Genomic DNA, 22,624 nt, shown 5'->3' with positions numbered 1-22,624 from the left:
GTGTTGGCGTCCGGCTCGGGGGTGCGACTCACCCGGTCGGTCGGGGGCGCGGGCGGGCGGGGTGCCCTTCGACAGGCTCAGGGTCCGTGGGCGTGCGTCGGTCTGCTGCGTCAGGGGGCGGTGGCGGGGCTGCGCGGGTCGACGAGGATCTTGGCGTGGCGCTCGGGGTCGCCGAGGGCGTCGAAGGCGGCGGCCACGCCGTCGAGCCCGACGGTGCCGGTGACGAGCGCTTCGACGTCGACCCGGCCGTCGGCGACCAGGTGGAGCGCGTCGCGGAACTCCGCGGGCGTGTAGCCGAGCACGAAGCGCAGGTCGACCTCCTTGTTGATCGCGACCGAAGGGCGGATGGTGTCGTCGCCCATGCACACCCCGACCACCACGACCCGCGTCTCGACCGGCACCGCGGCGACGACGGAGTCGATCACGCCCGGCACGCCGACGCACTCGAAGACGACGGGCCCGACCGGGAACGCCCCCGCCCGCTCGGCGACCTTCATGACGTGGTGCCACGGCAGCCGCGGGACGGCGCGCAGCCGCTCCATCGAGGTCATGGCGGTCGCGAGCAGGGACGGGCCGTCGTGCCACCCGTCGGTGCGCACCTCGAACGGCGACTCGACCGCCGGGTCGACGACGACGTCGGCGCCCATCGCGCTCGCGAGGGCCCGCCGGGCGGGCGAGTAGTCGCTGGCCACCACGGTGCGCACGCCCCGCGCCTTGAGCATCGCGACGACCCCGAGCCCGATCGGGCCGCTGCCGATCACCACGGCGGTGCGCTTGCCCACCTCGGCCCGGCGGACGGCGTGCAGCGCGACGGCCATCGGCTCGGTGAGCGCGGCCCGGGAGGCCGGCAGCCCGTTCGGCACCGGCAGGGTCACGGCCTCCTGCACCAGCACCCGCTCGGCATAGCCGCCCGGCGCGGCGGTCGTCAGGCCGGTCGGGTGCACCGCGCCGTCCGCCCCGGCACGCAGCAGCGGCAGGGCGACCACCGGACCGTCCCAGCGGGCCGAGCGGCGCGTGCCGGGCCCGCGCCCGACCACGGTGCCGCTGAACTCGTGGCCGAGGACGACGGCGTCCGCGGGCCGCATCAGGTGCCGGTAGCCGGCGGCCGCCGCGGCGTCGGCCACGGCGTCGGCGTGGTGGCGGGCGTGCAGGTCGGAGCCGCAGATGCCGCAGGCCGCCACCTCGAGCACCAGCTGGCCCGGCCCCGGCTCGGGGTCGGCCACCTCGCGGACGGTGAGGTCGCCGTCCTGACAGACGACCGCCCTCACGCGGTGGGCTCGTCGAGGTCGCGGAACTGCGACAGCAGGGTCTCGGGCAGGTCGAAGAGCGGCTCGCGGCCGAGCTCGGCGCGGGCGAGCGTGGTCAGGTGCGCCTCGTCGGGGCCGTCGAAGATGCGCATCGCGCGGTGCCAGCCGTAGAGCGCGGAGAGCATCGTGGCGTCGGTGACGCCGGCTCCGCCGTGCAGCTGGATGGCGCGGTCGATGACCGACAGCACCGCGCGTGGGACGGCGACCTTGGCCGCGGCGATCAGGTGCCGCGCCGCCTTGTTGCCCTCGCTGTCGACGACGAACGCGGCGTGGTGGCACAGCGCCCGCGCCTGCTCGAGCTCGATGCGCGACTCGGCGATGCGCTCGCGGACGGCGCCCTGGTCGGCGAGCGGGCCGCCGAAGGCGTGGCGCTGCTTGGCCCGCGCCACCATCATCGCCAGCGCCCGCTCGCCGGCGCCGAGGGCGCGCATCACGTGGTGGATGCGCCCGGGGCCGAGGCGCATCTGCGCCGCCGCGAACCCACCCCCCTCCTCGCCGAGCAGGTTGGTCACCGGCACGCGCACGTCGCGCAGCTCGACCTCGCAGTGGCCGTGCTGGTCCTGGCGGCCGAAGACCGGCAGCGAGCGGCGGACGTGGACGCCGGGGGTGTCGGTCGGCACGATCACCATCGACTGCTGGCGGTGGGTCGCCGCCTCGGGGTCGGTCTTGCCCATGACGATCAGCACCCGGCAGCGCGGGTCGGCGGCCCCCGAGATCCACCACTTGCGCCCGTCGATGACGTACTCGTCGCCGTCGCGCACGATGCGGGTCTCGATGTTGGTGGCGTCGGACGAGGCGACCAGCGGCTCGGTCATCGCGAACGCCGAGCGGATCTCGCCGGCCAGCAGCGGCGTCAGCCAGGTGCGCTGCTGCTCCTCGGTGCCGACGAGGTGCAGCAGCTCCATGTTGCCGGTGTCGGGCGCCTGGCAGTTGATGGCCTCGGGCGCCAGCTCGTTGCTCCAGCCCGACAGCTCGGCGATCGGTGCGTACTCGAGCTGGGTGAGCCCGCTCTCGGACGGCAGGAACAGGTTCCACAGCCCGCGCTCGCGGGCCGAGGCCTTGAGCCGCTCGATCACCGGCGGCACCGTGTGGTCGCCCTCGCCCGCCGCGAGCCGGTGGCGCTCGTAGTCGGCCTCGGCCGGCAGCACCTCCTCGCGCACGAAGGCGACCATCTCGTCGTACAGCTGCTGGGCCCGCTCGCTCGGGGCCGGGTAGGCGGGGTACTGGGGCGAGGGGCCGAAGGTCATGGCGTCATGATGGCGCAGCCGTCCTGGACCCCCGCTGCGTCAGGATGGCGCAGCCGCGGAGGCCCGCCGTCCGGTGGACGCCGTCGCGGGCACCTCGATCCAGTACCACCGGCGCCCGTCGCGCGCGTCGTCCAGGCGACCGCCGGCGCCCTCGATGGTGCGCCGCGAGCCCAGGTTGTCCTCGTCGCAGGTGAGCAGCACCCGCTCGAGGCCGAGGCCGGCGGCGTGCCGCAGCCCGAGGGCCAGCGCGCGGGAGGCGTGACCGCGGCGGCGCGCGGCCGGGCGCACCGAGTAGCCGACGTGGCCGCCCTCCTCGCGCAGGCCTGCGTTGAGGGCGTGCCGCACGGCGAGGAAGCCGACCATGAGGTGCTCCGGGTCGTCGACGTCGGGGTCGACGACCCAGAAGTGGGTGCACGGCACGCGACCAGGTGGCACGCGCACGGCGTCCTCGCCGGCCCGGCGCCCGGCCGCGAACGCGGCGCAGCCCGCCTCGGTGAGCGGCGGCGGGTCGGCCGGGTCGAGGCCCGAGCCGTGGGGGAACTCGTCGCCGAAGTCGCGCAGCGCGGCGGCCCACGCCCGGTGCAGCCGGACGTCGGGCAGGGCCAGCGCGGTCATGCCGCATCGCAACAGCCGCCCGGACGACGCGGCAACCGGTTAACCGGTCACCCGGTCATCCGGTCACCTGGTCAGGAGGCGACCTTCACGCCGCGCTCACCGGCGTCGGTGAGCCGCGACTCCTCCGCGGCCTGCGACTCGAGCTCCTCGCGGCGCGACCTCTCCGTCTCGGCGTCGTACTCCCCCGGGGCGGAGACGAGGTCGGTGGCCCCGCCGCGCAGCCGGTTGAGGGCCGAGCGGGCGAAGATCTGCTGCTCGGTCGCGGTGCGCTCGGAGCGGCCACGGCCGAGGAACGAGACGAACCAGTGCAGCACCGCCGTGATCCGGTTCTTGAACCCGGTGATGTAGACGAGGTGCACCGCCAGCCACATCAGCCAGGCGATGAAGCCCGAGAGCCGCACCTTGCCGATGGTGGCGACCGCGTTGAAGCGGCTGATGGTGGCCATCGAGCCCTTGTCGAAGTATTTAAAGGGCTTCTGCGCGGGCTTGCCCTTCAGCCGGCCGTCGATCTCCTTGGCGGCGTACTTCGCGCCCTGGATGGCGACCTGCGCGACGCCGGGGAGGTGGTCGAGGTCGATCATGTCGCCGACCACGAACACCTCGGGGTGCCCGGGCAGGGTGAGGTCGGGGTTGACCGCGATGCGGCCGGCGCGGTCGAGCGGGGCGCCGGTCTGGTCGCTCAGGGTGCGGGCGATCGGGGAGGCCTGCACGCCCGCCGCCCACACCTTGGTGACGGCGCGGATGCGCTCGACGCGGCCGTCCTTGAAGCGCACCTCGAGGCCGCGCTCGTCGACGTCGGTGACCATCGCGCCGAGCATCACCTCGACGCCGAGCTTCTCGAGCCGCTCCTTGGTCCAGAGACCCAGCTTGCGGCCGAACGGCGGCAGCACCTGCGCGGCGGCGTCGACGAGGATGACGCGCGCGCTGCGGGAGTTGATGGCCTTGAAGTCGCGCTTGAGGGTGCGGTGGGCGAGCTCGGCGATCTGGCCGGCCATCTCGACGCCGGTGGGCCCGGCGCCGACGACCACGAAGGTGAGCAGGTGGTCGACGTCCTCGCCGCGGTGCGCGCCGAGCTCGGCGAGCTCGAAGGCGCCGAAGATGCGGCCGCGCAGCTCGAGGGCGTCGTCCACGCTCTTCATGCCGGGCGCGAACTCGGCGAACTGGTCGTTGCCGAAGTAGCTCTGGCCGGCGCCCGCGGCGACGAGCAGCGAGTCGTAGTGGCTCACGTTCTCGCGGCCGAGCACGTGCGAGGTGACCGTGCGCTGCTCGAGGTCGACCTCGGTGACCTCACCGAGCAGCACGGTGGCGTTGCGCTGGCGGGCCAGGATCTCGCGGGTCGGCGGGGCGATCTCGCCCTCGCTGAGGATGCCGGTCGCGACCTGGTAGAGCAGCGGCTGGAAGAGGTGGTGCGTCGTGCGGGCCACCATGGTGACGTCGACGTCGCTGCGCTTGAGCGCCTTGGTGCCGAACAGCCCGCCGAAGCCCGAGCCGATCACGACGACGCGGTGGCGGCCGCCGTCCGCCGGGGCGGCCGGGGGGACCGGGGCGGCCGGGGCGTCGGGCGTCGCGGCCGGACCGGACGAGTCGGTGGACGACATCTGGGGCTCCTTGGCTGGGGGTCGGGGACCGCCCGGTGGTTCCGGGATCCCTCCCGGTCCCCATTGTCCCGCGCGAGCGGCTTGGACGCCGAAGTCACGCGCGCGTCTCGTGCGTCACAGTGACGGTTCTGGGAATCTATGTGCGCCCGCGTTTATGCCGGGAGGACCCGGGTACGTGAGCCGGGACTGGCTCGGCCCCACGCCTGCTCCCGACGACGTCGATCCCCCTGCCCCGACCGCCCTTCTCCGGAGAACGCACGTGCCGCTCAACAGGCCAGCCCTTGCCCTGGGCAGTGGTCCGCGTGGTGTGCAGGACGCACGCCGCTGGGTGGTCTCCGTCTTCCGCGACATGGGTCGCGACGACCTCATCGAGTGCGCCGAGATGGCCGTCTCCGAGCTGGTCACCAACGCGCTGCTGCACGCCGAGCCCCCGATCCACGTGCGGGTGCGCGGCACGCACGAGCACCCGCGGGTCGAGGTGGCCGACGCCTCCACCGAGGTGCCCGACCTGCCCAGGCCACCGTTGATCGACGACGACCTCGACGACCTGCTGCTCACCTTCGGCCGCGGCCTGAGCATCGTGGCGCGCGCCTCCGAGGCATGGGGCGCCGAGATCGAGGACGAGGGCAAGACGGTCTGGTTCACCCCCGCCGCCGAGTTCTCCGAGGACGACGGCGCCGAGGGCCAGATCACCGGGGTCGAGAACCCCGCCCTCGAGCGCACCGGCGAGCACCCGACCGACGTCCAGGAGTTCTCGCTGCGCGGCGTCCCGGTGCGGGACTACACCGCCTTCCAGAACCACGTGCGCGAGCTGCGCCGCGAGGTGCGGCTGCTCGCGCTCGCCCACCAGTCCGACTACCCGCTGGCGCAGGACCTCTCCGACGTCTTCGACCGGCTCGGCCGGCCGCTGCGGCTCGGCTCGACCAACCAGGACGTGCGGCGGGCCCAGCAGGCCGGCGAGCCCACCGTCGACCTCACCGTGCTGATGAGCCGCACCGCCGCCGAGGAGGTCGGCCGCTTCATCGAGCTGCTCGACCTCACCGACGCGTTCTGCCGGGCCGAGCGGATGCTGTCGCTGGCCCGCTCCCCCGAGCAGGTCACCTTCCAGAACTGGTACCTCGGCGAGTTCGTGCGCCAGGAGCGCGGCGAGGAGCCCCGGGCCTGGCAGGGGCCGGTCGACGACACTGCCGTCCAGCGCCGGATGCGGCTGTCGTAGTCGTCGCGCGCACCGGGCCCTCGGCGGGGCCGGGTGCGACGCTCAGGCGTAGCCGAGCTCGTGCAGCCGGTCGTCGTCGATGCCGAAGTGGTGCGCGACCTCGTGGACGACGGTGATGCGCACCTCCTCGACCAGCTGCTCCTCGTCGTCGCAGTAGTCGAGCAGCGGGTTGCGGAAGACGAAGATGCGGTCGGGGAGGTGGCCGCCGTCCATGTCGCTGCGCTCGGTCAGCGCGATGCCGTCGTAGAGCCCGAGCAGGTCGTCGGGCTCGTCGTCGGGCGGCTCGTCCTCGACGAGCACGACGACGTTGCGCACGAGCGTGGCGATCTCGTCGGGGATGCCGTCGAGGGCCCGGTCGACGAGCGCCTCGAACGCGGGTCGGTCCATCTGCAGCGGCACGGCCCCATCATGCCGGGGCCGTCCCACCGCAGGCCGTGCTCGGCGCGGGTCAGCGCACGGTGACGGTGACCCGGGCGCGGCTGTTGGCGACCCCCGCGGCGTCGGGGTCGCCGGTGACGCGCAGCACCCGCTCGCCGGTGCGCGAGAGGATCACGCGCACGCTGTAGGTGCCGTCGCGTCGGGTGTGGACGACGGCGCCGCTGACCGGCTGCCAGCCGTCGGAGCCCAGGCTGCCGACGCGGACGACGCCCGCCTGCGAGAGCCGGCCCGAGAGCACGAACTGCTCGCCGGAGCGGACGGTGGCGTCGGAGGTCGCCACGGCGATGCGGCTGGCGCTCGCCTGCTCGGCGGCGTGGCTCGCGTCGAGCGCGGCACCGGAGACGGTGAGCGCGGTCGCGGCGACGGCGGTGGCGGCGGTGGCGGCGAGCAGGGCGTAGGGGCGGCGGGCGGTCATGGCGGTTCCTTCGGGTCTCGGTGTCTCGCCGCCGGACGGCAGCACACGAGGGACGCCGGCGCGGACCGGAAGGTTGCGAGGCCGCGGCTGAGAAAACCCGGCAGGGCGACCCCGAAAACGGGCGACGCCCCAGGTCTGACGACCTGGGGCGTGTCTGCGACCCCGACGGGACTCGAACCCGCGGCCTCCGCCGTGACAGGGCGGCGCGCTAACCAACTGCGCTACGGGGCCTGGCTGCCTCACCGGCGTGGCCGGTGGAGCGGTGAGAACACTAACGCACCGCCCACCGGCCACCCAATCGATACCGGCGGTGCCGGTTCAGGCGGCCCGGACGGCGTCCGCAACGGCGGCGTACTCCTGCACCACGACGCCCGACTCGTAGGGCGTGCTGCGCTCGAGACGGAAGGCGCGCGGCTCGAACCCGCCGGCGAACAGCGTGGGCCCCTCGTGCAGGACGACGGGGTTGACCTTCAGCACGAGCCGGTCGATCTCGCCGATCAGCGCCGAGGCCAGGAGGCCCCCGCCGCACAGCCAGATGCCGGCGCCCTCGCCGCGCTTGAGCTCGCGCACCACCGCGACCGGGTCGGCGGCGGTGACCTCGACACCGGGGTCGGCGTCGTCCTGGCCCCGGGTGCGGGAGAAGACGAGCTGCCGCGTGTGCGGGTAGGGGTCGCGGGTGTGCTCGAAGCCGGCCGCGTAGGTGTTCCAGCCCATGAGCGTGGTGTCGAAGCGCGAGCCGTCGGCGGTCAGGCCGAGGGCGTCGAGCCCGACCTTCGGCAGGGTGTCGCGGTAGTCGCGCAGGATCATCTCGATGTGGTCGCCGGTGACCGGGAAGGCCGAGAAGTCGTCGCCGGGGCCGCTGATGCGGCCGTCGAGCGAGACGGCGACGTAGTAGGTGAGCTCACGCACGGGGACCTCCGAGAACCGGGACAGACGTAGTGGTCGAGGACCAACCTACTACGACTGTCGTGGTCACGCGAGCGGGATCAGGGCCTCCACGAAGGCGTCGAGGACGTCGTCGGTGGTCGTGCCGGGGTCGATCGGCACCGTGAGCCGGTCGAGCATCAGCCCGTCGACGGCGTAGTGGAACAGCGCGACCTCACGCGCACCGCCCGGCAGCCCGGCCGCCTCGTGGTAGGCGACGTCGGCGGCCAGCCCCGACCGCAGCACCTGCTGCATGAGCGCGGCGACCTCCGGGCGCCGCGCCGCCTCGAGCCGCAGCTCGAGCCACGCGAGGGTCACGCGCCGGTCGGCGGTCAGCCGGCGCACGATGTCACGCAGGTGCGCGGCGAAGGAGTCGCGGTCGGCCGGCTGCGCGGTCAGCCGCTCGACCACCGCCGGGTCGGGCGCCAGCCGCTCGCCGATGCGCTCGACCAGGCCCTCGACCAACCGGGCGCGCGAGCGGAAGTAGTTGGACGTCGTCCCGGCCGGCGAGCCGCTCTCGGCGTCGACCGCGCGGTGGGTCAGGCCGCGGGAGCCCTCGCGGGCCAGCACCGCGATGCCGGCGTCGGCCAGCTCGGCCCGGCGGGTCTCGTTGCGCGCCATGGCCGCAGGCTAGGGCGGCGCGAGGCTCGTGGTGGTACCCCCAACGGGATTCGAACCCGTGCTACCGCCGTGAAAGGGCGACGTCCTAGGCCACTAGACGATGGGGGCCGGTGCGGGGGTCACTGTAGTGGAGCCGCCGGGCCCGGCAGCGTCGACGGCGCCCGCGACGCCGACGGTAGGTTGCTGCCAGCACGACCAGCACCGGACCGCGAGCCGCGAAGCGAGGACGACGACCGCATGATCCAGCTGACCAAGGGCACCAACGCGCCCCTCGAGACCGACCGGCTGACCGTGAGCGTCGAGGTCTCCGCCAACGCCGACCTCTCGGCCCTGCTGCTCGCGGCCGGCGGCAAGGTGCGCTCCGAGAGCGACTTCGTCTTCTACAACGCCCCGCGCGGGCCCGGCGTGGAGTGCAAGCCGCCCGCGGGCGGCCAGGGCTGGCAGGTCGCGGTCGACCTCGGCGCGGTGCCGGCCGACGTCGAGATCGTGCGGCTGGTGACCTCGCTCGACGAGGGCGGGCGCACGTTCGGTCAGGTGGGCCAGCCGGTCGCGCGGGTCTCCGACGCGGGCGGCACGCCGCTCGTCGAGTTCGCCATGACGGGCCTGTCGACCGAGACCATCGTCATCGCGCTCGAGCTCTACCGCCGCCAGGGCGCCTGGAAGGTGCGCGCGGTCGGCCAGGGCTACGCCGGCGGCCTCGCGGCGCTGCTCGCCGACCACGGCGTCGACGCCACCGACGAGCCCTCGGCCCAGCCGACCCCGCCGCCCGCCGCGCCGGCGTCGTCCCCGGTGCCGCCGCCGCCCGCCGGCAGCACCCCGCCGCCGCCGACCTACCAGGCGACGCCGGCCACGCCGCCGTCCACGCCGACGCCTCCCCCGCCGCCGTCCCGGCCGTCGGCGGGCTCGACGCCGCCCCCGCCCCCGCCGCCGTCGTCCACCGCGCAGACCCAGGCCGCACCCCCGCCGCCCCCCACGCCCGCCGCGAGCGGCGGCGGCGTGACCCTCACCAAGGGCCGGCCGGTCAACCTCACCAAGGGCCAGACCGTCAGCCTGGTCAAGGACGGCAACCAGAAGCTCACGCTGGTGCGCATGGGCCTGGGCTGGGACCCGATCAAGAAGGGCGGGTTCTTCGGCAACCGCGAGGTCGACATCGACCTCGACGCCTCGGCGATCCTCTTCGCCGGCGGCCAGGTCGCCGACGTGGCGTTCTACAACAACCTGACCACCAAGGACGGCTCGATCCAGCACATGGGCGACAACCGCACCGGTGAGGGCGAGGGCGACGACGAGGTCGTGGCCGTCGACCTGACCCGCGTGCCGGTGCACGTCGACACCGTGATCTTCGTGGTCACCAGCTACCAGGGGCAGACCTTCGAGCAGATCCAGAACGCCTTCTGCCGCCTCATCGACCACCAGGACGGCGAGCTGGCCCGCTACACGCTCACCGGCGGCATGCCGTTCACGGCCATGGTGATGGCCAAGATCAGCCGCGACGGCTCGGGCACCTGGGGCTTCACCGCGATCGGTGACGGCATCACGGCCAAGACGCCGATCGAGGCCCTGCCGCAGCTGACCCGCTACCTGGGCAAGTAGCCCGACCACCCGGCGACCGGCCCGCACCCCCCACGAGACCGTGACCGAGCTGCAGAGCGGGCAGAACCGGCCCTGGCCCGACCGGCGCGCGACGGCGTACGTCGCCGGCGCCGACGTCGTGGCGCTGCTGCTCGGTCCCGACGGCCGCGCGGTGGACGGCGTCCCGTGGGTCGGCGCCGGCACGGCGGGGCGCGACGGCGTCGAGCACCTGCCCGGGCCGACCCAGGGCGTCACCGTCGACCTCGACGCCGTCGGCACGCGGGTGGCGAAGGTGCTCGTGGTCGTCTCGGGCTTCGCGGCCGCGCCCACCGCGCAGCTGCTGGCCAGCGACGGCGGCGTGGTCGGCACCGTGACCCCGCAGCGGCTCACCACCGAGCGGTCGCTGGTGATGGCCGAGCTCTACCGGCGCGACGGCGCGTGGAAGGTGCGCGCCCTCGGTCTCGGCCACAGCGGCGGCCTGGCCGAGCTGGCGCGCCTGCACGGCGCCCCCGAGCCCGCGGGCGCCACCCCGCCTGCCCCGCCGCCTCCGCCGCCTCCGCCGCCGTCGCCCGCTCCCCCGCCGTCCGCTCCCTCGCCGGCGGCGGGCGGCGTCCAGGACCCCGTGCGCCGCATCGGGATGATCCTCGACGACGCCTCGCGCACCACGGCGTCCTTCGAGTCCTCCCGCGCCTTCGCCGACCGCCGTCACGAGCAGGAGCTCGAGCACCTGGTGGGCAACCCCGAGCTGCGCATGGGCCCCCGGGCCGACGCCGCGCGCGCCGAGGCGCAGCGCCGTCGTGACGAGCTGGTCGAGCAGGCACGGCAACGTCACGCCACCGATCTCGCGCAGCTGACCGCCGAGCTCGCCGACCTGGCCCGCACGCTCCCGCCGTCCCTCGCCCCCTGGGACGCCCCGGGCTGGCACGAGCCCGGCGCGACCCACGAGCCGCCGTGGGCCCTCCTGGTCGGCGAGCTGTCGCTCGAGTCGGCCCCCGGGTTCCGGCTGCCGATGGTGCGGCACCTGCCCCTCGCTCCCCCGCTGTGGATCGAGACCGAGGACGGCGGCGACGTCACCGCCGCGCGCATGATGGCCTCGCTCGCGACCCGGCTGATGGTGGCGACGCCGCGGGCGCCGCGGCTGTCGGTGATCGACGTCGGCGGACGCTCGGCGCTCGGCCACCTGCCCAGCTCGGCACCACCGGCCACCGACGCCACGGCGGCGTCCGCGGTCGTCGCCGAGCACGTGCGCCACCTCGAGCTGGTGGCCCTCGCGGCGCAGTCGGGCGGGCTGGCCGACCTGCCGCCCGACCAGCGGCCCGGGCGCGTGCTGCTGGTCACCGACTTCCCCGGTGGCCTCGACGACTCGGCGGTCAACGGGCTGGCGCACCTCGTGCGCCGCGGCCCCGACGCCGGGGTCAGCGTGGTGTTGGCCGGACGACGTCCCGCGAGCCTCGGCATCGCCGTCCTCGACCTGGTCCACGAGTCCTGCCTGCGGGTGCCGACCACCCCCGGCGGCGACCTCGTCGACGCCTACGGCGGCGTCACCTGGGTCTTCCACCCCGACCTCGGCCCCGCCGACCCGTTCACCGCCGACCGCGTCCGCGCCACCGTCGACCTCCGCGTCGCCGAGCGCGACGCCGGCTGACCCCGCTCGCACCCCTCGACCGTCGTGGGACGCCCGCCTCGCTCAGGGTCGGTGCCGGATGACGATGGTCGAGGTGCGAAGCCGGCCACGGCTGAGCCTCGAGACCGCGTGAGGTCAACGCGAGCCCAACCCCACGGACCCTGAGCCCGTCGAAGGGCGACCACGGGCGCACGTCGGCGTGCACGGCGGGTGGTCTCGACGACGCTCGTCCCTCGCTGCTCGACCACCGGAGCCGTCGTCCACCGCAGGTCGAGCAAGCCGGCCGTCGTCGAGACCCCGGACCCTCAACGCCGACCCGCCCCCACGGACCCTGAGCCTGTCGAAGGGACCCCACGCGAACGGTGGTCTCGACGAGGCTCGTCCCTCGCTAGTCGACCACCGGCAGCCGTCGTCCACCGCTGGTCGAGCAGGCCGAGCCCCAGCGAGGCCGTCGTCGAGACCCCGCAGGGACCACGCGAACGCCCGCGTCGTCCGTCAGCCCCTTCGACGGGCTCAGGGTCCGTGTTCGAGGGGCGGGTGGGGCTCCTGTAGGCTGCGTCGCGCTCGGGCAGGTAGCTCAGTTGGTACGAGCGTCCGCCTGAAAAGTGGAAGGTCGGCGGTTCGACCCCGCCCCTGCCCACCGAGTGAGGGGCCGCGTTTCTGCTGGTAGATCGGCGAAAGCCACCGCCAGCGGGGACGCGGCCCCGACGCGCGTCAGCAGGTCGAGACCACTTCGGACCACACGCCCCCTGTCTCACCCCGCGAGACGCCGATAGCTGGTCGTCCGAGGACCAGCCTGGTCAGCCGTGGTCTGGGCCGTTCCACTTGCGCTCCGGTCGCTCGGAGCCACTGGTGGTCCTGCTTCTCCCCACGTAGCCTGTAGCCCTGCTGTCAGAACAGAACCGTTTGTCCTGGTCCGGTTGGTCGCACGTCCGAGGAACATAGCCAGGGGTTAGAGCGGGGCAGTTGGGTCAAGTCCGGAAGCGACACGGGCACTCAAGGCTCAATCGCTTCCAGCGTGACTGTTCGACTGTATGGGTCCTGAGTGCGAGAGCACGGACACCGGGCAGAGCCATCTGGCTCGCGTCCGGCTCTCCGTTGGCCGCGAGCCTCCACCCGGAGGTAACTCACGTGACCACTGTCGACCCCCTGCTGATCCGAATCGACCGATCGCAGCGAGCATGTGAGGACGAGCCTGACTCGGTAGCTCGCTTGCTCGGCATCTCGTCGAAGTCCGCGTGGCGGCTGCTAGATCGCGGCGAGCTTCCTCGGATCAAGATTGGCGCCCGCACCTTCACCACCCGCCAGTCCCTCGATGAATTGATCGCTCGGGGTGGCGCGCCCTCGCTCAAGAAGCCCGGCGAAGCCTGAGAGCTGCCCGGTCCCTCGCCTCCCACGGGGAGGTGGGGTGGCCGAGCGTTCTCAGCGGCGCTGGAATATTGACAACTGAATATCGATACACCTCGTTGCCCTTTTCTTCTTCGATCCGCCAGAATTGGCCGCCGACTCCCTAGGCTAATCCGCAACGCAGCAAACAGTTTGCTGTAATGCAGAATGGCAAGGAAGGGAGAGCGAGTTTATGCCGAAGTCGCATTCTGACTATCCGGTGAACTTGAACCTGCGCGTCACGGTCGCGCAGCGCGAGCTGCTGGACGAGGTCGCGTCATTGCACGGCATCACCCCGAGCGCCTACCTGCGTGCACTGCTGGACTCCGCGCTCACTGCGCGGGCCAAGGCTGTGCTCGGGGTGCCGGACGCGAACGACGAGACCGCGCTGGCCGTGGCCCGGCAGGTCGTGGGAGAGAAGGAGGGCAGCCATGCATGAGCTGGCCAAGATCCGCGAGGAACTCGACCGCACGTATGACTACCAGCTCAAGGCGGAGGACGCGGTGCTCGCTCAGCGCCGCCGAACCCGCGAACTGGCAGACGTCTACGCCGAGGCACGCACCACCAATCAGGCGCTCCCGCCGAGCATGAGGGGCTGACCGATGGACTTCTACGAGCGGCAGCGCTTCGAACTCAGCAACCTGCCCGGCGGCAGCCTGGCCGACCAGGCGTTCATGGATCAGTGGGTTGAGCGAGCCCGCATCGATGACCGCCAGTACGTGGAGCGGTGGGTGCGCGACCGGCGCGACCAGAACCGCGCCAAGGCCGCCGACGCACTCGATCGTCTGGACAAGCTGCAGGACGAGTTCCTGCAGGTCCGCAAGCAGGCCGAGCGCAACGAGGTGCCCTACGCCGACCTGGCGAAGCTGCAACGTCGCCTCATCAGCGATCGCATCATGCTGGAGAAGGTCTTGGAGTCGCTGCAGGCCAGCGTCGCCAACATGGACGCGATGCAGGCCGACCCCACCGGCTACATGACGGCGTTCTACGACCGCTACCCCGCGTTGCAGGGCCGTCGACCGAACCTCCGCTCGGACCTCGCCGAGGACCAGCGCCGACGTGGCGTCGAAGCGTTGATCTAGCGCCACGTCGACCGGTGAGCCCACCACGGCACGCGCCAACGAACGTGGTGGGCCACCTCTCAACTCAACACGCACACGACAGATAGGTGGTGTTTGTGGTGCCCAGCCAGCCTAGCCCGGCTACAGCTTCCGCCGTGGGGTCAACGCCCGTGACCTACGCCGACCTACGGCACATCCATGACTCGCACGGTTTCCGGCCTACGGGGCGCAAGCCAGCGAAGTCGGTCCGGCTCCTGCACGAGGCCTACGCAGCCTGGGAACGAGCCGAACATGTCAAGCCCGGACGCGGCTACCTGATGCCGCTGCACCTGGCCGACGGTCATCTGCGGCAGGTCGTCCTCGCCCGAACCGGACGGATGTTGTCGCGTCCGGCACTGCGGGCGTTGGTGGTCGACGCGTTCAACCATCCCCGCAGCGGCATGGAAATCCTGCCGCGTCCGTACCGCCAACAGGTGGCCTAGAACTGCCGAGCGGGTGGGGTGCCTTGGTATCGCGCCCGCCCCACTCGCTCGGCCCTGGGCCACCAGCTCAGCCGGCCTTCAGGGGACGCACACCAGCGTAATGAGCTCCGGCCCCGCTGCGCCTGAGGCGGACAGCAGCGGGGCCGGAAATCGCGGGTAGTGAGGCCGCAAGGTGGTCGGCAGGGACCACGGGCAATTGTGTCATATTCCGTTTTCTCTAAAGGCTCCGCCGCAGCATGGCTAATCGAACCTCCTTCGGGTGCCGTTATTCCGTAGGCTGGCAGGAGCGCGTTAGTGGCCCGCTGCAGAACTTAATAGACAGGGACAGCATGACGACTTTCAAAGATGCCATGAAGCGCATCGAGGAGCGGCTCAACGCTCGCGGCAGTAGCCGAAGTAGCGGCAACGACTTCTATTGTCCGGTTCACGAAACAGACGGCCGGTCTCATTCGGCCAGCCTCACCGTTAAGCGTGGGGACGAGCCGGGGCAGATCATCATGCGCTGCGCTAGGTGCCCCACGGACGACGTGCTCGATCTTCTCGGCCTCACCTATGCCGACCTCCACTACGACGACGTTCCCCGCGAGAAGCTCGGCACGCCCGTTTACTTCGACTACCCCGATCGGGACGGCAAGCCACACCTCCGCGTAGTGAGGCAACGGTTCACCTCTGGTCGTCCCGACACCCACCAAGAGCATTGGACGGGTTCACGCTGGCGGAAGGGTCTGGGCGAACCTCAGCGCGAACGCGTCCTCTACCGCCTCCCCCACGTCCTCAAGGCCGTACGGAAGGGGCGCACGATCCACCTAACCGAAGGCGAGTCCGACGCAGACGCGTTGAACAAGTGGTTCAAGGCCAACAAGCAGAAGGCGTTCGCGACCACCCATCCTGAAGGTGCTGGCAAGTGGCGCGACGCCTACCTAGCGTCGCTAGCTGGGGCGGCGCGGGTGGTGGTCTGGGCCGACAGAGACGCGCCGGGGTACGCCTGCGCGGCACAGCGGTTCGCGAGCCTGCAGAACGCCGCCCACGCCGTCGAGTTCCGGCTACCCATCCCGGACGAGCCCAAGGCCGACGTCCGCGACCATCTAGCCGCCGGGCACCGACCCGACGACGGCGAGATCGTCACGCTCGCTGAACTAGAGGCACTCACCCACACCGCCAACGACGAGGACGACGCCGCTGTAACGCGCGCGCTCGAGAAGCTGCGCGTCAACGAGCGTGCCCGCGATCTGCACCGAGCGGAGAAGGCCGACCGCGAGTTCCGTGCGCCTGCCAGCGACCTAGACCTCGCGGCTGCGCTGGCCCGCCCACGTGAGCCGTTGAGCTACACCATCGACCGGCTCCACCCGACCGGTTCCAACTCACTCATCGCGGCGCAATACAAGGTCGGCAAGACAACCCTCATGGCGAACCTGCTCAAGAGCTACGCCGACGGCGACAAGTTCCTTGGCGAGTTCACCGTCGAGCCCGGGCCAGGCCGCATCGCCTTCTTCAACTACGAGCTGACCGACTCGATGCTCTACGACGAGTACCTGGTCCCGATGGGTATCGAGAACACCGGCCGCGTGGCCGTCTTGAACCTGCGCGGGGCCAACTTCGACCTACGCAGTCCGGCAGCGTTCGACTTCGCCGTGTCATGGCTGCAAGAGCGAAACTGCGACGCGCTCATCCTCGATCCGTTCGGCGCGGCGGCACGTCTCAACAACGAGAACGACAACAGCGAGGCTCGCAACTGGCTCTTGGGCATCCTCGACCCACTAAAGGCGGCCGCCAGCCTCAACGACCTCTGGATGCCCGCACACACCGGCCGTGGGCAGAGCGAGGAAGGCCAGGAACACGCGCGCGGCGCATCAGCGGTAGACGACTGGGCCGACGTCCGATGGACCTACACCAAGGCCAGCGTCACCGAGGACGACCGCACGGTCTGGCGTCGCTACCTCTCAGCTCACGGGCGCGCCGTTGACGTGCCCGAACGAGAGCTGGCCTACGACACCGACGACCACTCGCTCTACGTCTCGCAGTACCGCAGCCGGTCTCAGGTCAGAACCGAGAAGGGGCTGCCGGACCTCATCCGCATCGTCAGCGAGAACCCCGGCATCAACGCATCAGCTCTCAAGAAGGCGCTGTCTGTCGGTAACCGCGACAAGGGTCGGCTGATCGCTCTCGCCGTGAACGCGGGCGCGGTACGCGTCGAGGAAGGGTCAAACAATTCCAAGCTCTACTACCCGGTGGAGGCAGTTGATGCCTGAGCCCATCCCAGCTGATCCCAGCCCATCCCAACAGCCTTGGGATGCACCCGGCAGCCCATCCCAGCCCAGCGCCCCTATGGGGGCTGGGATGGGCCGGCCGAGCACCCCGCCCAAGGACCACCCGCAGACGGCAGTCCCACCCGACTCGTTTGGGACGGGCTCCCCCGTACGAGACCTCGTCCTGACCTGGCTGCTGCGTGACGGGCGGCAGCTACTCCATTACAGCGACGTGACAAAGGGCGTCTGTGGTCGCGGTCGAGCTATCAACCGGCTCGCGGCATCACCTCGCCAAGCCGTCCGCGACGCCCTGCACCAGCTCGCACACGAGGGCCGGGTGCGCCTCTCCCCCACGACCTACGCCGGCCGAGCCGGTCAACCGGGCCTCGTCATCGAGGTCATCAACGAGCTCCCACCCAAGGACGCATCCACCCATGAAGGGAACACGCCATGAGCAAGGGGAATCGCAAGCGCCGGAAGAAGGCCGGGCTGCTGCCCACGCCGGAACGCTGCGTCGCCAGGAACCGCAAGGGCGAGCCGTGCAAGAAGTACCCAATCGAGGGAGCTGTGGTCTGTGCGACTCACGGCGGTTCAGCGCCCCAGGTCCGACGCAAAGCCCAGGAACGCATCTTCATGGCGCAGGACGGCGCGGCCAGCGTGCTCGTCCGATTCATGAGTGACGACAAGGTGCCCTACGCCGAGCGCCGCCGCTGCGCTGAGTTCCTGCTGACCTACGAGAACCGCAACGAGGTCAAGGTCATGATCGAGCCCTGGCAGGAAGACATCGAGGGCATCCTCGTCATGGACGAGGACGACGACATCGTGGATGCCGAAGTCGTGCAACCGCTGCCCGAGCTGTCCGCTCGTCCCCACGACGACGAGGACCGGCTGCCGTCTCTACTGGACGACCCGCCCAACCACCAGCGCCACGGCCCACGGCTGCGGTAGCTAGCCCCGCCGCGCCGACCCAGCCGCCGTAGAACGCGGGAATAGCCCGACGTCGGCCACCGGCACCGACCCAACGTTCTTCGCCCGCCAGACGGGCCGCAAGCACCCGGAGCTACGTGCTCGTGGTCAGCCCGTTGGTCTGCACGAACCGCAGACCCGTGAACCCGCAGGTCAGGCCGTACATCGACCTCGCCTACCCCAACGGAAGGTCGCCTCCATCTAAGTCTGAACGGCAGATGGAGCGGTCGGACTCATTGGCTTCCAGCCGCGCGCTCTGTAGCCGTTGTCGGCCACGACAGGCAGACGTTCATCACCGAAGGAGAATCAGCATGGCGACGAGGAAAGGCGCGGTGCCCAAGAGCCAGGGCATCCGATACCGGCTGCGCAAGGACGGCACCGTGCGCGGCTACGAAGTCCGCTACCGCGACCCCGAGAACAACGGCAAGGTCCGAGGCAAGACCTTCAAGACGCTCGACCAGGCCAAGGCTTGGCAGCGCGACAACCTGCACGCGATCCAGCACGGCACGTACATCGCGCCAGAGAAGGAGGCCACGACCTGGGCGGCCGTCAGTCAGGAGTGGCTCGCCGGCCACCGGGTCAAGCTGCGCGCCCGCAGCATTCAGGGCTATGAGGGCGTTCTCTCACGCTGGCTGAGCCGCTGGGACCACCGCAGCATCGCCAGTATCGCTCGCAAGGACGTGCGCGACCTGCTGACCGACATACGTCGCAAGGGCCTCGCGGAGGAGACAGAGCACCGCATCTTCAACGTCGCTAGCGCGGTACTCATCTACGCCGTCCAGGAGGGCTACCTCCGAACGAGCCCGGCGGCTGCTGTGCGCCGCGAGCTGCGTAGCGCGGCACAGAAGTCGTTCCAGGCCCACCCGCTTACGCGAGAGCAGGCCGAGTCGATCATTGGGAACATTGCCGAGGGCCGGAACCGGTTGTTCGCGCAGCTCGCGCTGTGGACCGGCTTCCGAGCCGGCGAGCTGGCCGGGCTTCGGGTGCGCAACATCGACCGACTGCGCAACGTGGTGCAGGTCGACGAGACCGTCGAGGACGTGGGCGGCAAGCTCCAGCCCGGTGTGCCCAAGACCAAGAGGTCACGTGGACGACGCGTGCCGATCCCAAAGGCAGTCATGGACGAGGTCGGCGCGTTCATCGATGCACAGCGGCTCAAGCCCGACGCGTACCTGTTCGCGGCGCGGTCCGAGTACTTTCACTACCAGAATTGGCGGGTGCGGCACTGGATCCCCGCCTGCCGCGCAGCCGGGTTCTGGCACGACGGCAAGCCCACCGTGCGCCCCTACGACCTGCGACACACCTTCGCCAGCTTGCGCGCCGCCGAGGGCGTTCCTCCCCACGTCCTGCAGGCGTGGATGGGCCACACCACCATCACTACGACGATGAACATCTACACGCACGTCTACGACGGAGATACGCGGATGGAGGCTTTGGTCGAGCGGCTGTACGGCAGCGGCGAAGACACCGACAACGTTGTCAAGCTGGAGCCTGCTGACGAGGCTTAGAAGCTGTCTCCGTCGTCATCACGCGAGTGTTTGATGGTGTCGGTCTCGCTGTCCTGCAGCGTTTGGAGCCCAACCATCCCGCCGGCATCCGACGATGCTGGTTCAACGCGGTCCTCGTTGCGACCCGTCGGGCCATCGCCTTCGAACTCGTGCTCGTCTGGCGCTGCGCCCGCGCCGCCGTCAGTCATCGTCACCATCGGCCGGGGATTCGCTGCGCTCCTTCGTCTCACGGCTGGTCGGGCCTTCCGACTTCTCGACCTTGTCCATCTCTGCGTCCTGCAGGTCCATCGTGACTCGTGGCGTGCCGCCTCCCGTGATGGAGTCGAGGTGCTGTTCTTGCAAACCCTCGAGCTCCTCTGAACCGTTGTCCTCGGACGTTGACTCGGACTCTTGCTCGCTCACCGAAGCTCCTAGAGGTAGACCTGGAAACCGACAACGATCAACAGCACCGTAAGTGACACCAAGGACAGCCCCATCGACCAGACAGCCTTGCCGAACCAGGCTGCGCGCGCGTCGGCGGTCCGCAGCACCCAGTCGACTGTGCTGGCTTCATCTAGCTCTTTCGCCCGCAGCAACGACTCCGTGATGTCACTGGCTGTCTTGCCTCGACGCTCCTTCGTCACGTAGCGGCGCCAGTTCCGACGCGTTTGCCCGACACCAGCGACCTCCAACAATCGGTGTCGCAGGGTGATTAGACAGTAAGCACTCGTCAGGATGAGGAAGCCAACAGTTGCCAAGAACGGCACCCTGATGAACCAATCGACCTTCACCTCACCCGGCAACCCCGACCCGATCAGCAACGCCAGGATGACCCCAACGAACGCAAACAGGGCCACGGCACGCGCGCAGATAGATTCACTCCGCGTGTCGTGGAAGTTGATCAGCCAGCGAGCGTGCTCCGCGAAGAGTTCAATCTCCTTCTCGCCCTCGTCCTCGCTCACGACCCGCACGTTAACGGCTTCGTCCGACAGTTTCGGCTAAGACAGCCGAGGGTCATCACCGCTCGACTGAGCGCGCCTGTCTTGGCTCAGACCAGCTCGTCGACCACGGCGGCCGCAGCCAGCGACCGATCCTCTGTGTACTGGTGGGCCAGGACCAGCCAAAGGAGCCCGCCATGCCTCGCACCCCAGCCGCGATCTACCAGGACGGCCACACCATCGGACAGCTCGCCAGCCAGTGGGGCCGTTCGGCAGAGTTCGTCCGTGGTCTCATCAGCAGCGGCAAGCTCAACGTGGACGAGCGCGGTGTCGTTCCGAACGCCACGATGCGCGAGTTCTACAAGGACAACCCGCACCCGCTCGACGTCTGAAGGTCGGCCACGAGAGCCGGGGCTGCCTCACTCATCCTCACCGGGCGGGCGCTTCTGCCGATGCGGCTTCCTGCGCGGCCACCGCAGGCCGTCGTCCGACCGACGCCGGGGATGCAACCTGCTCAGATGCTTGAAGCTTTCGGGGTGTTTCGCTATCACATAAGCACCAAGGCTGTAATAGCAGATGTACGGCAAAGCTGTTGCGCAGGCTATGAAAATTAGCGCGATCAAGACTGCCTCCAGACTCATGGTGGCCGACCCGGATCGGCCTGAGCGCTGGTGGGTTCTGCAACGTCGCCATGACGGTCTTACCGGTGGTCTTCACGGTTTAGTGTCTGCACCACCATCCGGGTGGAGATGCGAGTGCACCAAACTCCGACCTCAGCCGCTTCGTGGCATCGCGCCAAGAGCTGTCCGAGCGCTATGCCCGGATACTTCGCGAGCCAATTCGTGACCCTGGCGGTCGGTGGCCCGTGTCGGGCGTCTCGGCTCGTTCAGTTGACTGTCCGAGTGTGTGCCGGCCTCGGTGCCCCTCCTGGCCATCGCGGCCTCAGAGTGCGTCGGCCTCTCGCCGCGCAGCTGTAGAGAGGATAGCGCAACGCGCTACTCGCAGGCTGAACCAACCCGGCGGGGCTGGCACGCTGCGAGCTGGCACCGACCCGGCCGACGCATTCGGCCCGCAGAACGCGGAACGGGGGTAGGTCTGCACCTGGTGCCGGCGCAGCGCTCTTCCCACCGCATACGGGCGCTAGCAGTTCTTGAAGTCTCCGTACGCCCTCGGCGGGTCGAGGGACTCTGGGTCGCCGAAGGCCGACAGCGACGTGATGATGCCTAGGTCGCCGTCAGGGCCTAGCGCGCCTTCGCTGTACCTGCCGACTGGCTGCTGCTCGACGTTCACCTCGTAACACTTCTGTACCGGGACGTCCATGGCGAACGCGTAGATGCAGTCGAACCCGACGACCTCGGACTTGGCGAAGACCGATGCAATCACGCCTGTGTCGTCGCGGACACGTATCGCGAGTTCGTCGCCGCCGCACCCGTTGATCGATCCGTCGAGTAGGACCGTTCCCGCTACCGGCCTGGTGCCGGGAGGAGCTGACGAGATCTCTCGCGCCGGCGACGCGTCCACTGATGGAGCGGCGGGCTGGCCATCGCGGGAATCGGGCCCCTCCCCAGGCGAGGCCGCATCTGAACAAGCGCCCAGCAGGAGGCACGAGAGGACTAGCAGCGATAGAAGCGAGCTGCGCAGCACGAGCGGGACGTTACGCCCTTTCGGACCGTGTCGACCCACGTCAGAGGGGCCAGCCCGTAGGCCAGCCCCTCTCGTGGTCTCTGCTGTCTAGTGGAGTGCGCTACGCCTTCGTCGGCTTCGCTGTGACGACGTGCACGACGACCTCGCGGGTGCCGGGCTTCCATCCCTTGTCGTGGCTGCCAGCTTCGACCGTGTGGGCGAGAGCGAGGTTCGTGATGAACCGGCGGGCGGTTGCAGTGGACACCTTCAGCACCTCGGCGATCGTCTCCACCGTTTGCCCGCCCTCCCGCATCTTCGCGACGGTCTCGGCCTGCTTGCGCTGCTCCGTCCCCACGGCGAGGTACGGCAGCGAGCGCTTCGTGCCATTGGCCCTCAGCTTCAGAAGGCACGCCTGCCCGGTGGACAACGCCTCGATGAGCGTCGTGGGCTTTGGCTCGGGCTTGGCCGTCGCGGGTGCAGGCTCCGCAGCGGGCTTCTGCTCGTTCGGAGCAGCGGTCGGGGTCGCCTTCGCGGCGGGCTTACGGGTGGCGGGCTTGCGGGTGGCGGTACTGGACATGCTGACCTCCTGGCCTGTCATGAGACCCGCTGTCGGGCCTCCGGTGTGACCAAGGTGCAGAAGATCGCGGCAGATGTTCAGAGCGAACTTGGGACCGGTCGGCCCGTCTCGGCGACCACCTGGGGAGACGGTCGCTGAGAGAGTCTGGTGGTGGGCCTGTCACCGGGCAGATCTCCTTATGCGGCCTGCCTGTGTGTGTACTAGCGGCGCGCGTTCTGCCTGGCCACGTGCGCGCGTGGCGGTGCCCGTGGGGAGCGCGCAGAAGAGGCGTAGGACCGGGG

The 22,624-nt window shown here is 70.5% G+C and carries 24 protein-coding genes and 3 tRNA genes; 13 read left to right on the top strand and 14 right to left on the bottom strand.

What is annotated here, in order from left to right:
- Positions 1 to 110: 110 nt before the first annotated feature.
- The 4 genes from ABEA04_RS09850 to ABEA04_RS09835 all read right to left on the bottom strand — a co-directional run bounded on the left by ABEA04_RS09850 (position 111) and on the right by ABEA04_RS09835 (position 4,767).
- Positions 111 to 1,268, bottom strand: a complete 1,158-nt coding sequence (locus tag ABEA04_RS09850) for a zinc-binding dehydrogenase (RefSeq protein WP_345457658.1) — start codon at positions 1,266 to 1,268, stop codon at positions 111 to 113.
- On the bottom strand, positions 1,265 to 2,554 hold the full coding sequence (locus tag ABEA04_RS09845) for an acyl-CoA dehydrogenase family protein (protein ID WP_345457655.1): 1,290 nt from the start codon (positions 2,552 to 2,554) through the stop codon (positions 1,265 to 1,267). Before ABEA04_RS09845 ends, ABEA04_RS09850 begins: the two co-directional genes overlap by 4 nt.
- Positions 2,555 to 2,593: 39 nt before the next feature.
- Positions 2,594 to 3,169 carry a GNAT family N-acetyltransferase gene (locus ABEA04_RS09840; RefSeq protein ID WP_345457652.1) on the bottom strand — a complete coding sequence of 192 codons (576 nt, stop codon included), beginning with the start codon at positions 3,167 to 3,169 and terminating at the stop codon, positions 2,594 to 2,596.
- Between the two features lie 71 nt (positions 3,170 to 3,240).
- Entirely contained in the window at positions 3,241 to 4,767 is a 1,527-nt protein-coding gene (locus tag ABEA04_RS09835; protein ID WP_345457649.1) for an NAD(P)/FAD-dependent oxidoreductase, read from the bottom strand.
- Positions 4,768 to 5,074: 307 nt separating this feature from the next.
- Here ABEA04_RS09835 and ABEA04_RS09830 point away from each other — a divergent pair, with 307 nt between their 5' ends.
- A complete protein-coding gene (locus ABEA04_RS09830) occupies positions 5,075 to 5,983 on the top strand; it encodes an ATP-binding protein (RefSeq protein ID WP_345457646.1) in 909 nt (302 codons plus the stop codon).
- 42 nt (positions 5,984 to 6,025) lie between these two features.
- On the opposite strand, the gene ABEA04_RS09825 is transcribed toward ABEA04_RS09830, so the two are convergent.
- From ABEA04_RS09825 to ABEA04_RS09800, 6 genes are all read right to left on the bottom strand, one after another.
- On the bottom strand, positions 6,026 to 6,370 hold the full coding sequence (locus tag ABEA04_RS09825) for a metallopeptidase family protein (RefSeq protein ID WP_425577015.1): 345 nt from the start codon (positions 6,368 to 6,370) through the stop codon (positions 6,026 to 6,028).
- A gap of 61 nt (positions 6,371 to 6,431) precedes the next feature.
- A complete protein-coding gene (locus tag ABEA04_RS09820) occupies positions 6,432 to 6,836 on the bottom strand; it encodes a hypothetical protein (RefSeq protein WP_345457640.1) in 405 nt (134 codons plus the stop codon).
- 157 nt (positions 6,837 to 6,993) lie between these two features.
- Positions 6,994 to 7,067: transfer RNA gene (locus tag ABEA04_RS09815), tRNA-Asp, on the bottom strand.
- A gap of 87 nt (positions 7,068 to 7,154) precedes the next feature.
- Positions 7,155 to 7,745, bottom strand: coding sequence for a dihydrofolate reductase family protein (locus tag ABEA04_RS09810; protein WP_345457637.1), 591 nt, complete (start codon positions 7,743 to 7,745; stop codon positions 7,155 to 7,157).
- 63 nt (positions 7,746 to 7,808) lie between these two features.
- On the bottom strand, positions 7,809 to 8,381 hold the full coding sequence (locus ABEA04_RS09805; protein WP_345457634.1) for a TetR/AcrR family transcriptional regulator: 573 nt from the start codon (positions 8,379 to 8,381) through the stop codon (positions 7,809 to 7,811).
- 32 nt (positions 8,382 to 8,413) lie between these two features.
- Positions 8,414 to 8,489, bottom strand: a tRNA-Glu gene (locus ABEA04_RS09800).
- Positions 8,490 to 8,618: 129 nt separating this feature from the next.
- Between ABEA04_RS09800 and ABEA04_RS09795 the strand changes: the two genes are divergently transcribed.
- The 11 genes from ABEA04_RS09795 to ABEA04_RS09745 all read left to right on the top strand — a co-directional run bounded on the left by ABEA04_RS09795 (position 8,619) and on the right by ABEA04_RS09745 (position 19,226).
- Positions 8,619 to 9,974, top strand: a complete 1,356-nt coding sequence (locus ABEA04_RS09795) for a TerD family protein (protein WP_345457631.1) — start codon at positions 8,619 to 8,621, stop codon at positions 9,972 to 9,974.
- A 40-nt stretch (positions 9,975 to 10,014) separates the two neighbouring features.
- Positions 10,015 to 11,598: a TerD family protein gene (locus ABEA04_RS09790; RefSeq protein WP_345457629.1), complete on the top strand. Its 1,584-nt coding sequence runs from the start codon at positions 10,015 to 10,017 to the stop codon at positions 11,596 to 11,598.
- 545 nt (positions 11,599 to 12,143) lie between these two features.
- A tRNA-Phe gene (locus ABEA04_RS09785) sits at positions 12,144 to 12,217 on the top strand.
- 491 nt (positions 12,218 to 12,708) lie between these two features.
- A complete protein-coding gene (locus tag ABEA04_RS09780; protein ID WP_345457627.1) occupies positions 12,709 to 12,948 on the top strand; it encodes a helix-turn-helix domain-containing protein in 240 nt (79 codons plus the stop codon).
- Between the two features lie 208 nt (positions 12,949 to 13,156).
- On the top strand, positions 13,157 to 13,402 hold the full coding sequence (locus ABEA04_RS09775) for a hypothetical protein (RefSeq protein WP_345457625.1): 246 nt from the start codon (positions 13,157 to 13,159) through the stop codon (positions 13,400 to 13,402).
- Entirely contained in the window at positions 13,395 to 13,562 is a 168-nt protein-coding gene (locus tag ABEA04_RS09770; RefSeq protein WP_345457622.1) for a hypothetical protein, read from the top strand. Before ABEA04_RS09775 ends, ABEA04_RS09770 begins: the two co-directional genes overlap by 8 nt.
- Before the next feature lie 3 nt (positions 13,563 to 13,565).
- Positions 13,566 to 14,045, top strand: a complete 480-nt coding sequence (locus ABEA04_RS09765) for a hypothetical protein (RefSeq protein ID WP_345457619.1) — start codon at positions 13,566 to 13,568, stop codon at positions 14,043 to 14,045.
- 149 nt (positions 14,046 to 14,194) lie between these two features.
- A complete protein-coding gene (locus ABEA04_RS09760) occupies positions 14,195 to 14,506 on the top strand; it encodes a hypothetical protein (RefSeq protein ID WP_345457616.1) in 312 nt (103 codons plus the stop codon).
- 350 nt (positions 14,507 to 14,856) lie between these two features.
- Complete coding sequence (locus tag ABEA04_RS09755; protein ID WP_345457613.1) at positions 14,857 to 16,755, top strand: AAA family ATPase; 1,899 nt, start codon at positions 14,857 to 14,859, stop codon at positions 16,753 to 16,755.
- Positions 16,756 to 17,202: 447 nt separating this feature from the next.
- Positions 17,203 to 17,700 (top strand): HGGxSTG domain-containing protein, encoded by a 498-nt coding sequence (locus ABEA04_RS09750; protein WP_345457611.1) that lies wholly within the window; start codon positions 17,203 to 17,205, stop codon positions 17,698 to 17,700.
- 350 nt (positions 17,701 to 18,050) lie between these two features.
- Entirely contained in the window at positions 18,051 to 19,226 is a 1,176-nt protein-coding gene (locus ABEA04_RS09745; RefSeq protein ID WP_345457609.1) for a tyrosine-type recombinase/integrase, read from the top strand.
- A 180-nt stretch (positions 19,227 to 19,406) separates the two neighbouring features.
- On the opposite strand, the gene ABEA04_RS09740 is transcribed toward ABEA04_RS09745, so the two are convergent.
- Positions 19,407 to 19,628 (bottom strand): hypothetical protein, encoded by a 222-nt coding sequence (locus tag ABEA04_RS09740; protein ID WP_345457607.1) that lies wholly within the window; start codon positions 19,626 to 19,628, stop codon positions 19,407 to 19,409.
- Between the two features lie 8 nt (positions 19,629 to 19,636).
- The gene (locus tag ABEA04_RS09735) at positions 19,637 to 20,167 is read right to left on the bottom strand and encodes a hypothetical protein (RefSeq protein WP_345457604.1); all 531 of its coding nucleotides are present in this window, start codon (positions 20,165 to 20,167) and stop codon (positions 19,637 to 19,639) included.
- A 173-nt stretch (positions 20,168 to 20,340) separates the two neighbouring features.
- Between ABEA04_RS09735 and ABEA04_RS09730 the strand changes: the two genes are divergently transcribed.
- Positions 20,341 to 20,535, top strand: coding sequence for a hypothetical protein (locus ABEA04_RS09730; protein WP_345457602.1), 195 nt, complete (start codon positions 20,341 to 20,343; stop codon positions 20,533 to 20,535).
- A gap of 748 nt (positions 20,536 to 21,283) precedes the next feature.
- On the opposite strand, the gene ABEA04_RS09725 is transcribed toward ABEA04_RS09730, so the two are convergent.
- Both ABEA04_RS09725 and ABEA04_RS09720 read right to left on the bottom strand, forming a co-directional pair.
- Positions 21,284 to 21,787: a hypothetical protein gene (locus ABEA04_RS09725; RefSeq protein WP_345457599.1), complete on the bottom strand. Its 504-nt coding sequence runs from the start codon at positions 21,785 to 21,787 to the stop codon at positions 21,284 to 21,286.
- 100 nt (positions 21,788 to 21,887) lie between these two features.
- Entirely contained in the window at positions 21,888 to 22,343 is a 456-nt protein-coding gene (locus ABEA04_RS09720; RefSeq protein WP_345457597.1) for a hypothetical protein, read from the bottom strand.
- Positions 22,344 to 22,624 lie beyond the last annotated feature (281 nt).

The sequence above is a fragment of the Nocardioides marinquilinus genome (assembly GCF_039543705.1).
GTDB classification, from domain to species: Bacteria; Actinomycetota; Actinomycetes; order Propionibacteriales; family Nocardioidaceae; genus Nocardioides; species Nocardioides marinquilinus.
Note: the sequence above shows the minus strand (reverse complement) of the source record. Positions and strands in the feature narration are given on the sequence as shown.

What these genes read in the sequence shown, in the direction of transcription:
- ABEA04_RS09845 (WP_345457655.1), bottom strand. Translation starts at nt 2,554, where the DNA reads ATGACCTTCGGCCCCTCGCCCCAGTACCCCGCCTACCCGGCCCCGAGC.
- ABEA04_RS09840 (WP_345457652.1), bottom strand. Translation starts at nt 3,169, where the DNA reads ATGACCGCGCTGGCCCTGCCCGACGTCCGGCTGCACCGGGCGTGGGCC.
- ABEA04_RS09835 (WP_345457649.1), bottom strand. Translation starts at nt 4,767, where the DNA reads ATGTCGTCCACCGACTCGTCCGGTCCGGCCGCGACGCCCGACGCCCCG.
- ABEA04_RS09825 (WP_425577015.1), bottom strand. Translation starts at nt 6,370, where the DNA reads ATGGACCGACCCGCGTTCGAGGCGCTCGTCGACCGGGCCCTCGACGGC.
- ABEA04_RS09820 (WP_345457640.1), bottom strand. Translation starts at nt 6,836, where the DNA reads ATGACCGCCCGCCGCCCCTACGCCCTGCTCGCCGCCACCGCCGCCACC.
- ABEA04_RS09805 (WP_345457634.1), bottom strand. Translation starts at nt 8,381, where the DNA reads ATGGCGCGCAACGAGACCCGCCGGGCCGAGCTGGCCGACGCCGGCATC.
- ABEA04_RS09795 (WP_345457631.1), top strand. Translation starts at nt 8,619, where the DNA reads ATGATCCAGCTGACCAAGGGCACCAACGCGCCCCTCGAGACCGACCGG.
- ABEA04_RS09775 (WP_345457625.1), top strand. Translation starts at nt 13,157, where the DNA reads ATGCCGAAGTCGCATTCTGACTATCCGGTGAACTTGAACCTGCGCGTC.
- ABEA04_RS09770 (WP_345457622.1), top strand. Translation starts at nt 13,395, where the DNA reads ATGCATGAGCTGGCCAAGATCCGCGAGGAACTCGACCGCACGTATGAC.
- ABEA04_RS09765 (WP_345457619.1), top strand. Translation starts at nt 13,566, where the DNA reads ATGGACTTCTACGAGCGGCAGCGCTTCGAACTCAGCAACCTGCCCGGC.
- ABEA04_RS09755 (WP_345457613.1), top strand. Translation starts at nt 14,857, where the DNA reads ATGAAGCGCATCGAGGAGCGGCTCAACGCTCGCGGCAGTAGCCGAAGT.
- ABEA04_RS09750 (WP_345457611.1), top strand. Translation starts at nt 17,203, where the DNA reads ATGAGCAAGGGGAATCGCAAGCGCCGGAAGAAGGCCGGGCTGCTGCCC.
- ABEA04_RS09730 (WP_345457602.1), top strand. Translation starts at nt 20,341, where the DNA reads ATGCCTCGCACCCCAGCCGCGATCTACCAGGACGGCCACACCATCGGA.
- ABEA04_RS09720 (WP_345457597.1), bottom strand. Translation starts at nt 22,343, where the DNA reads ATGTCCAGTACCGCCACCCGCAAGCCCGCCACCCGTAAGCCCGCCGCG.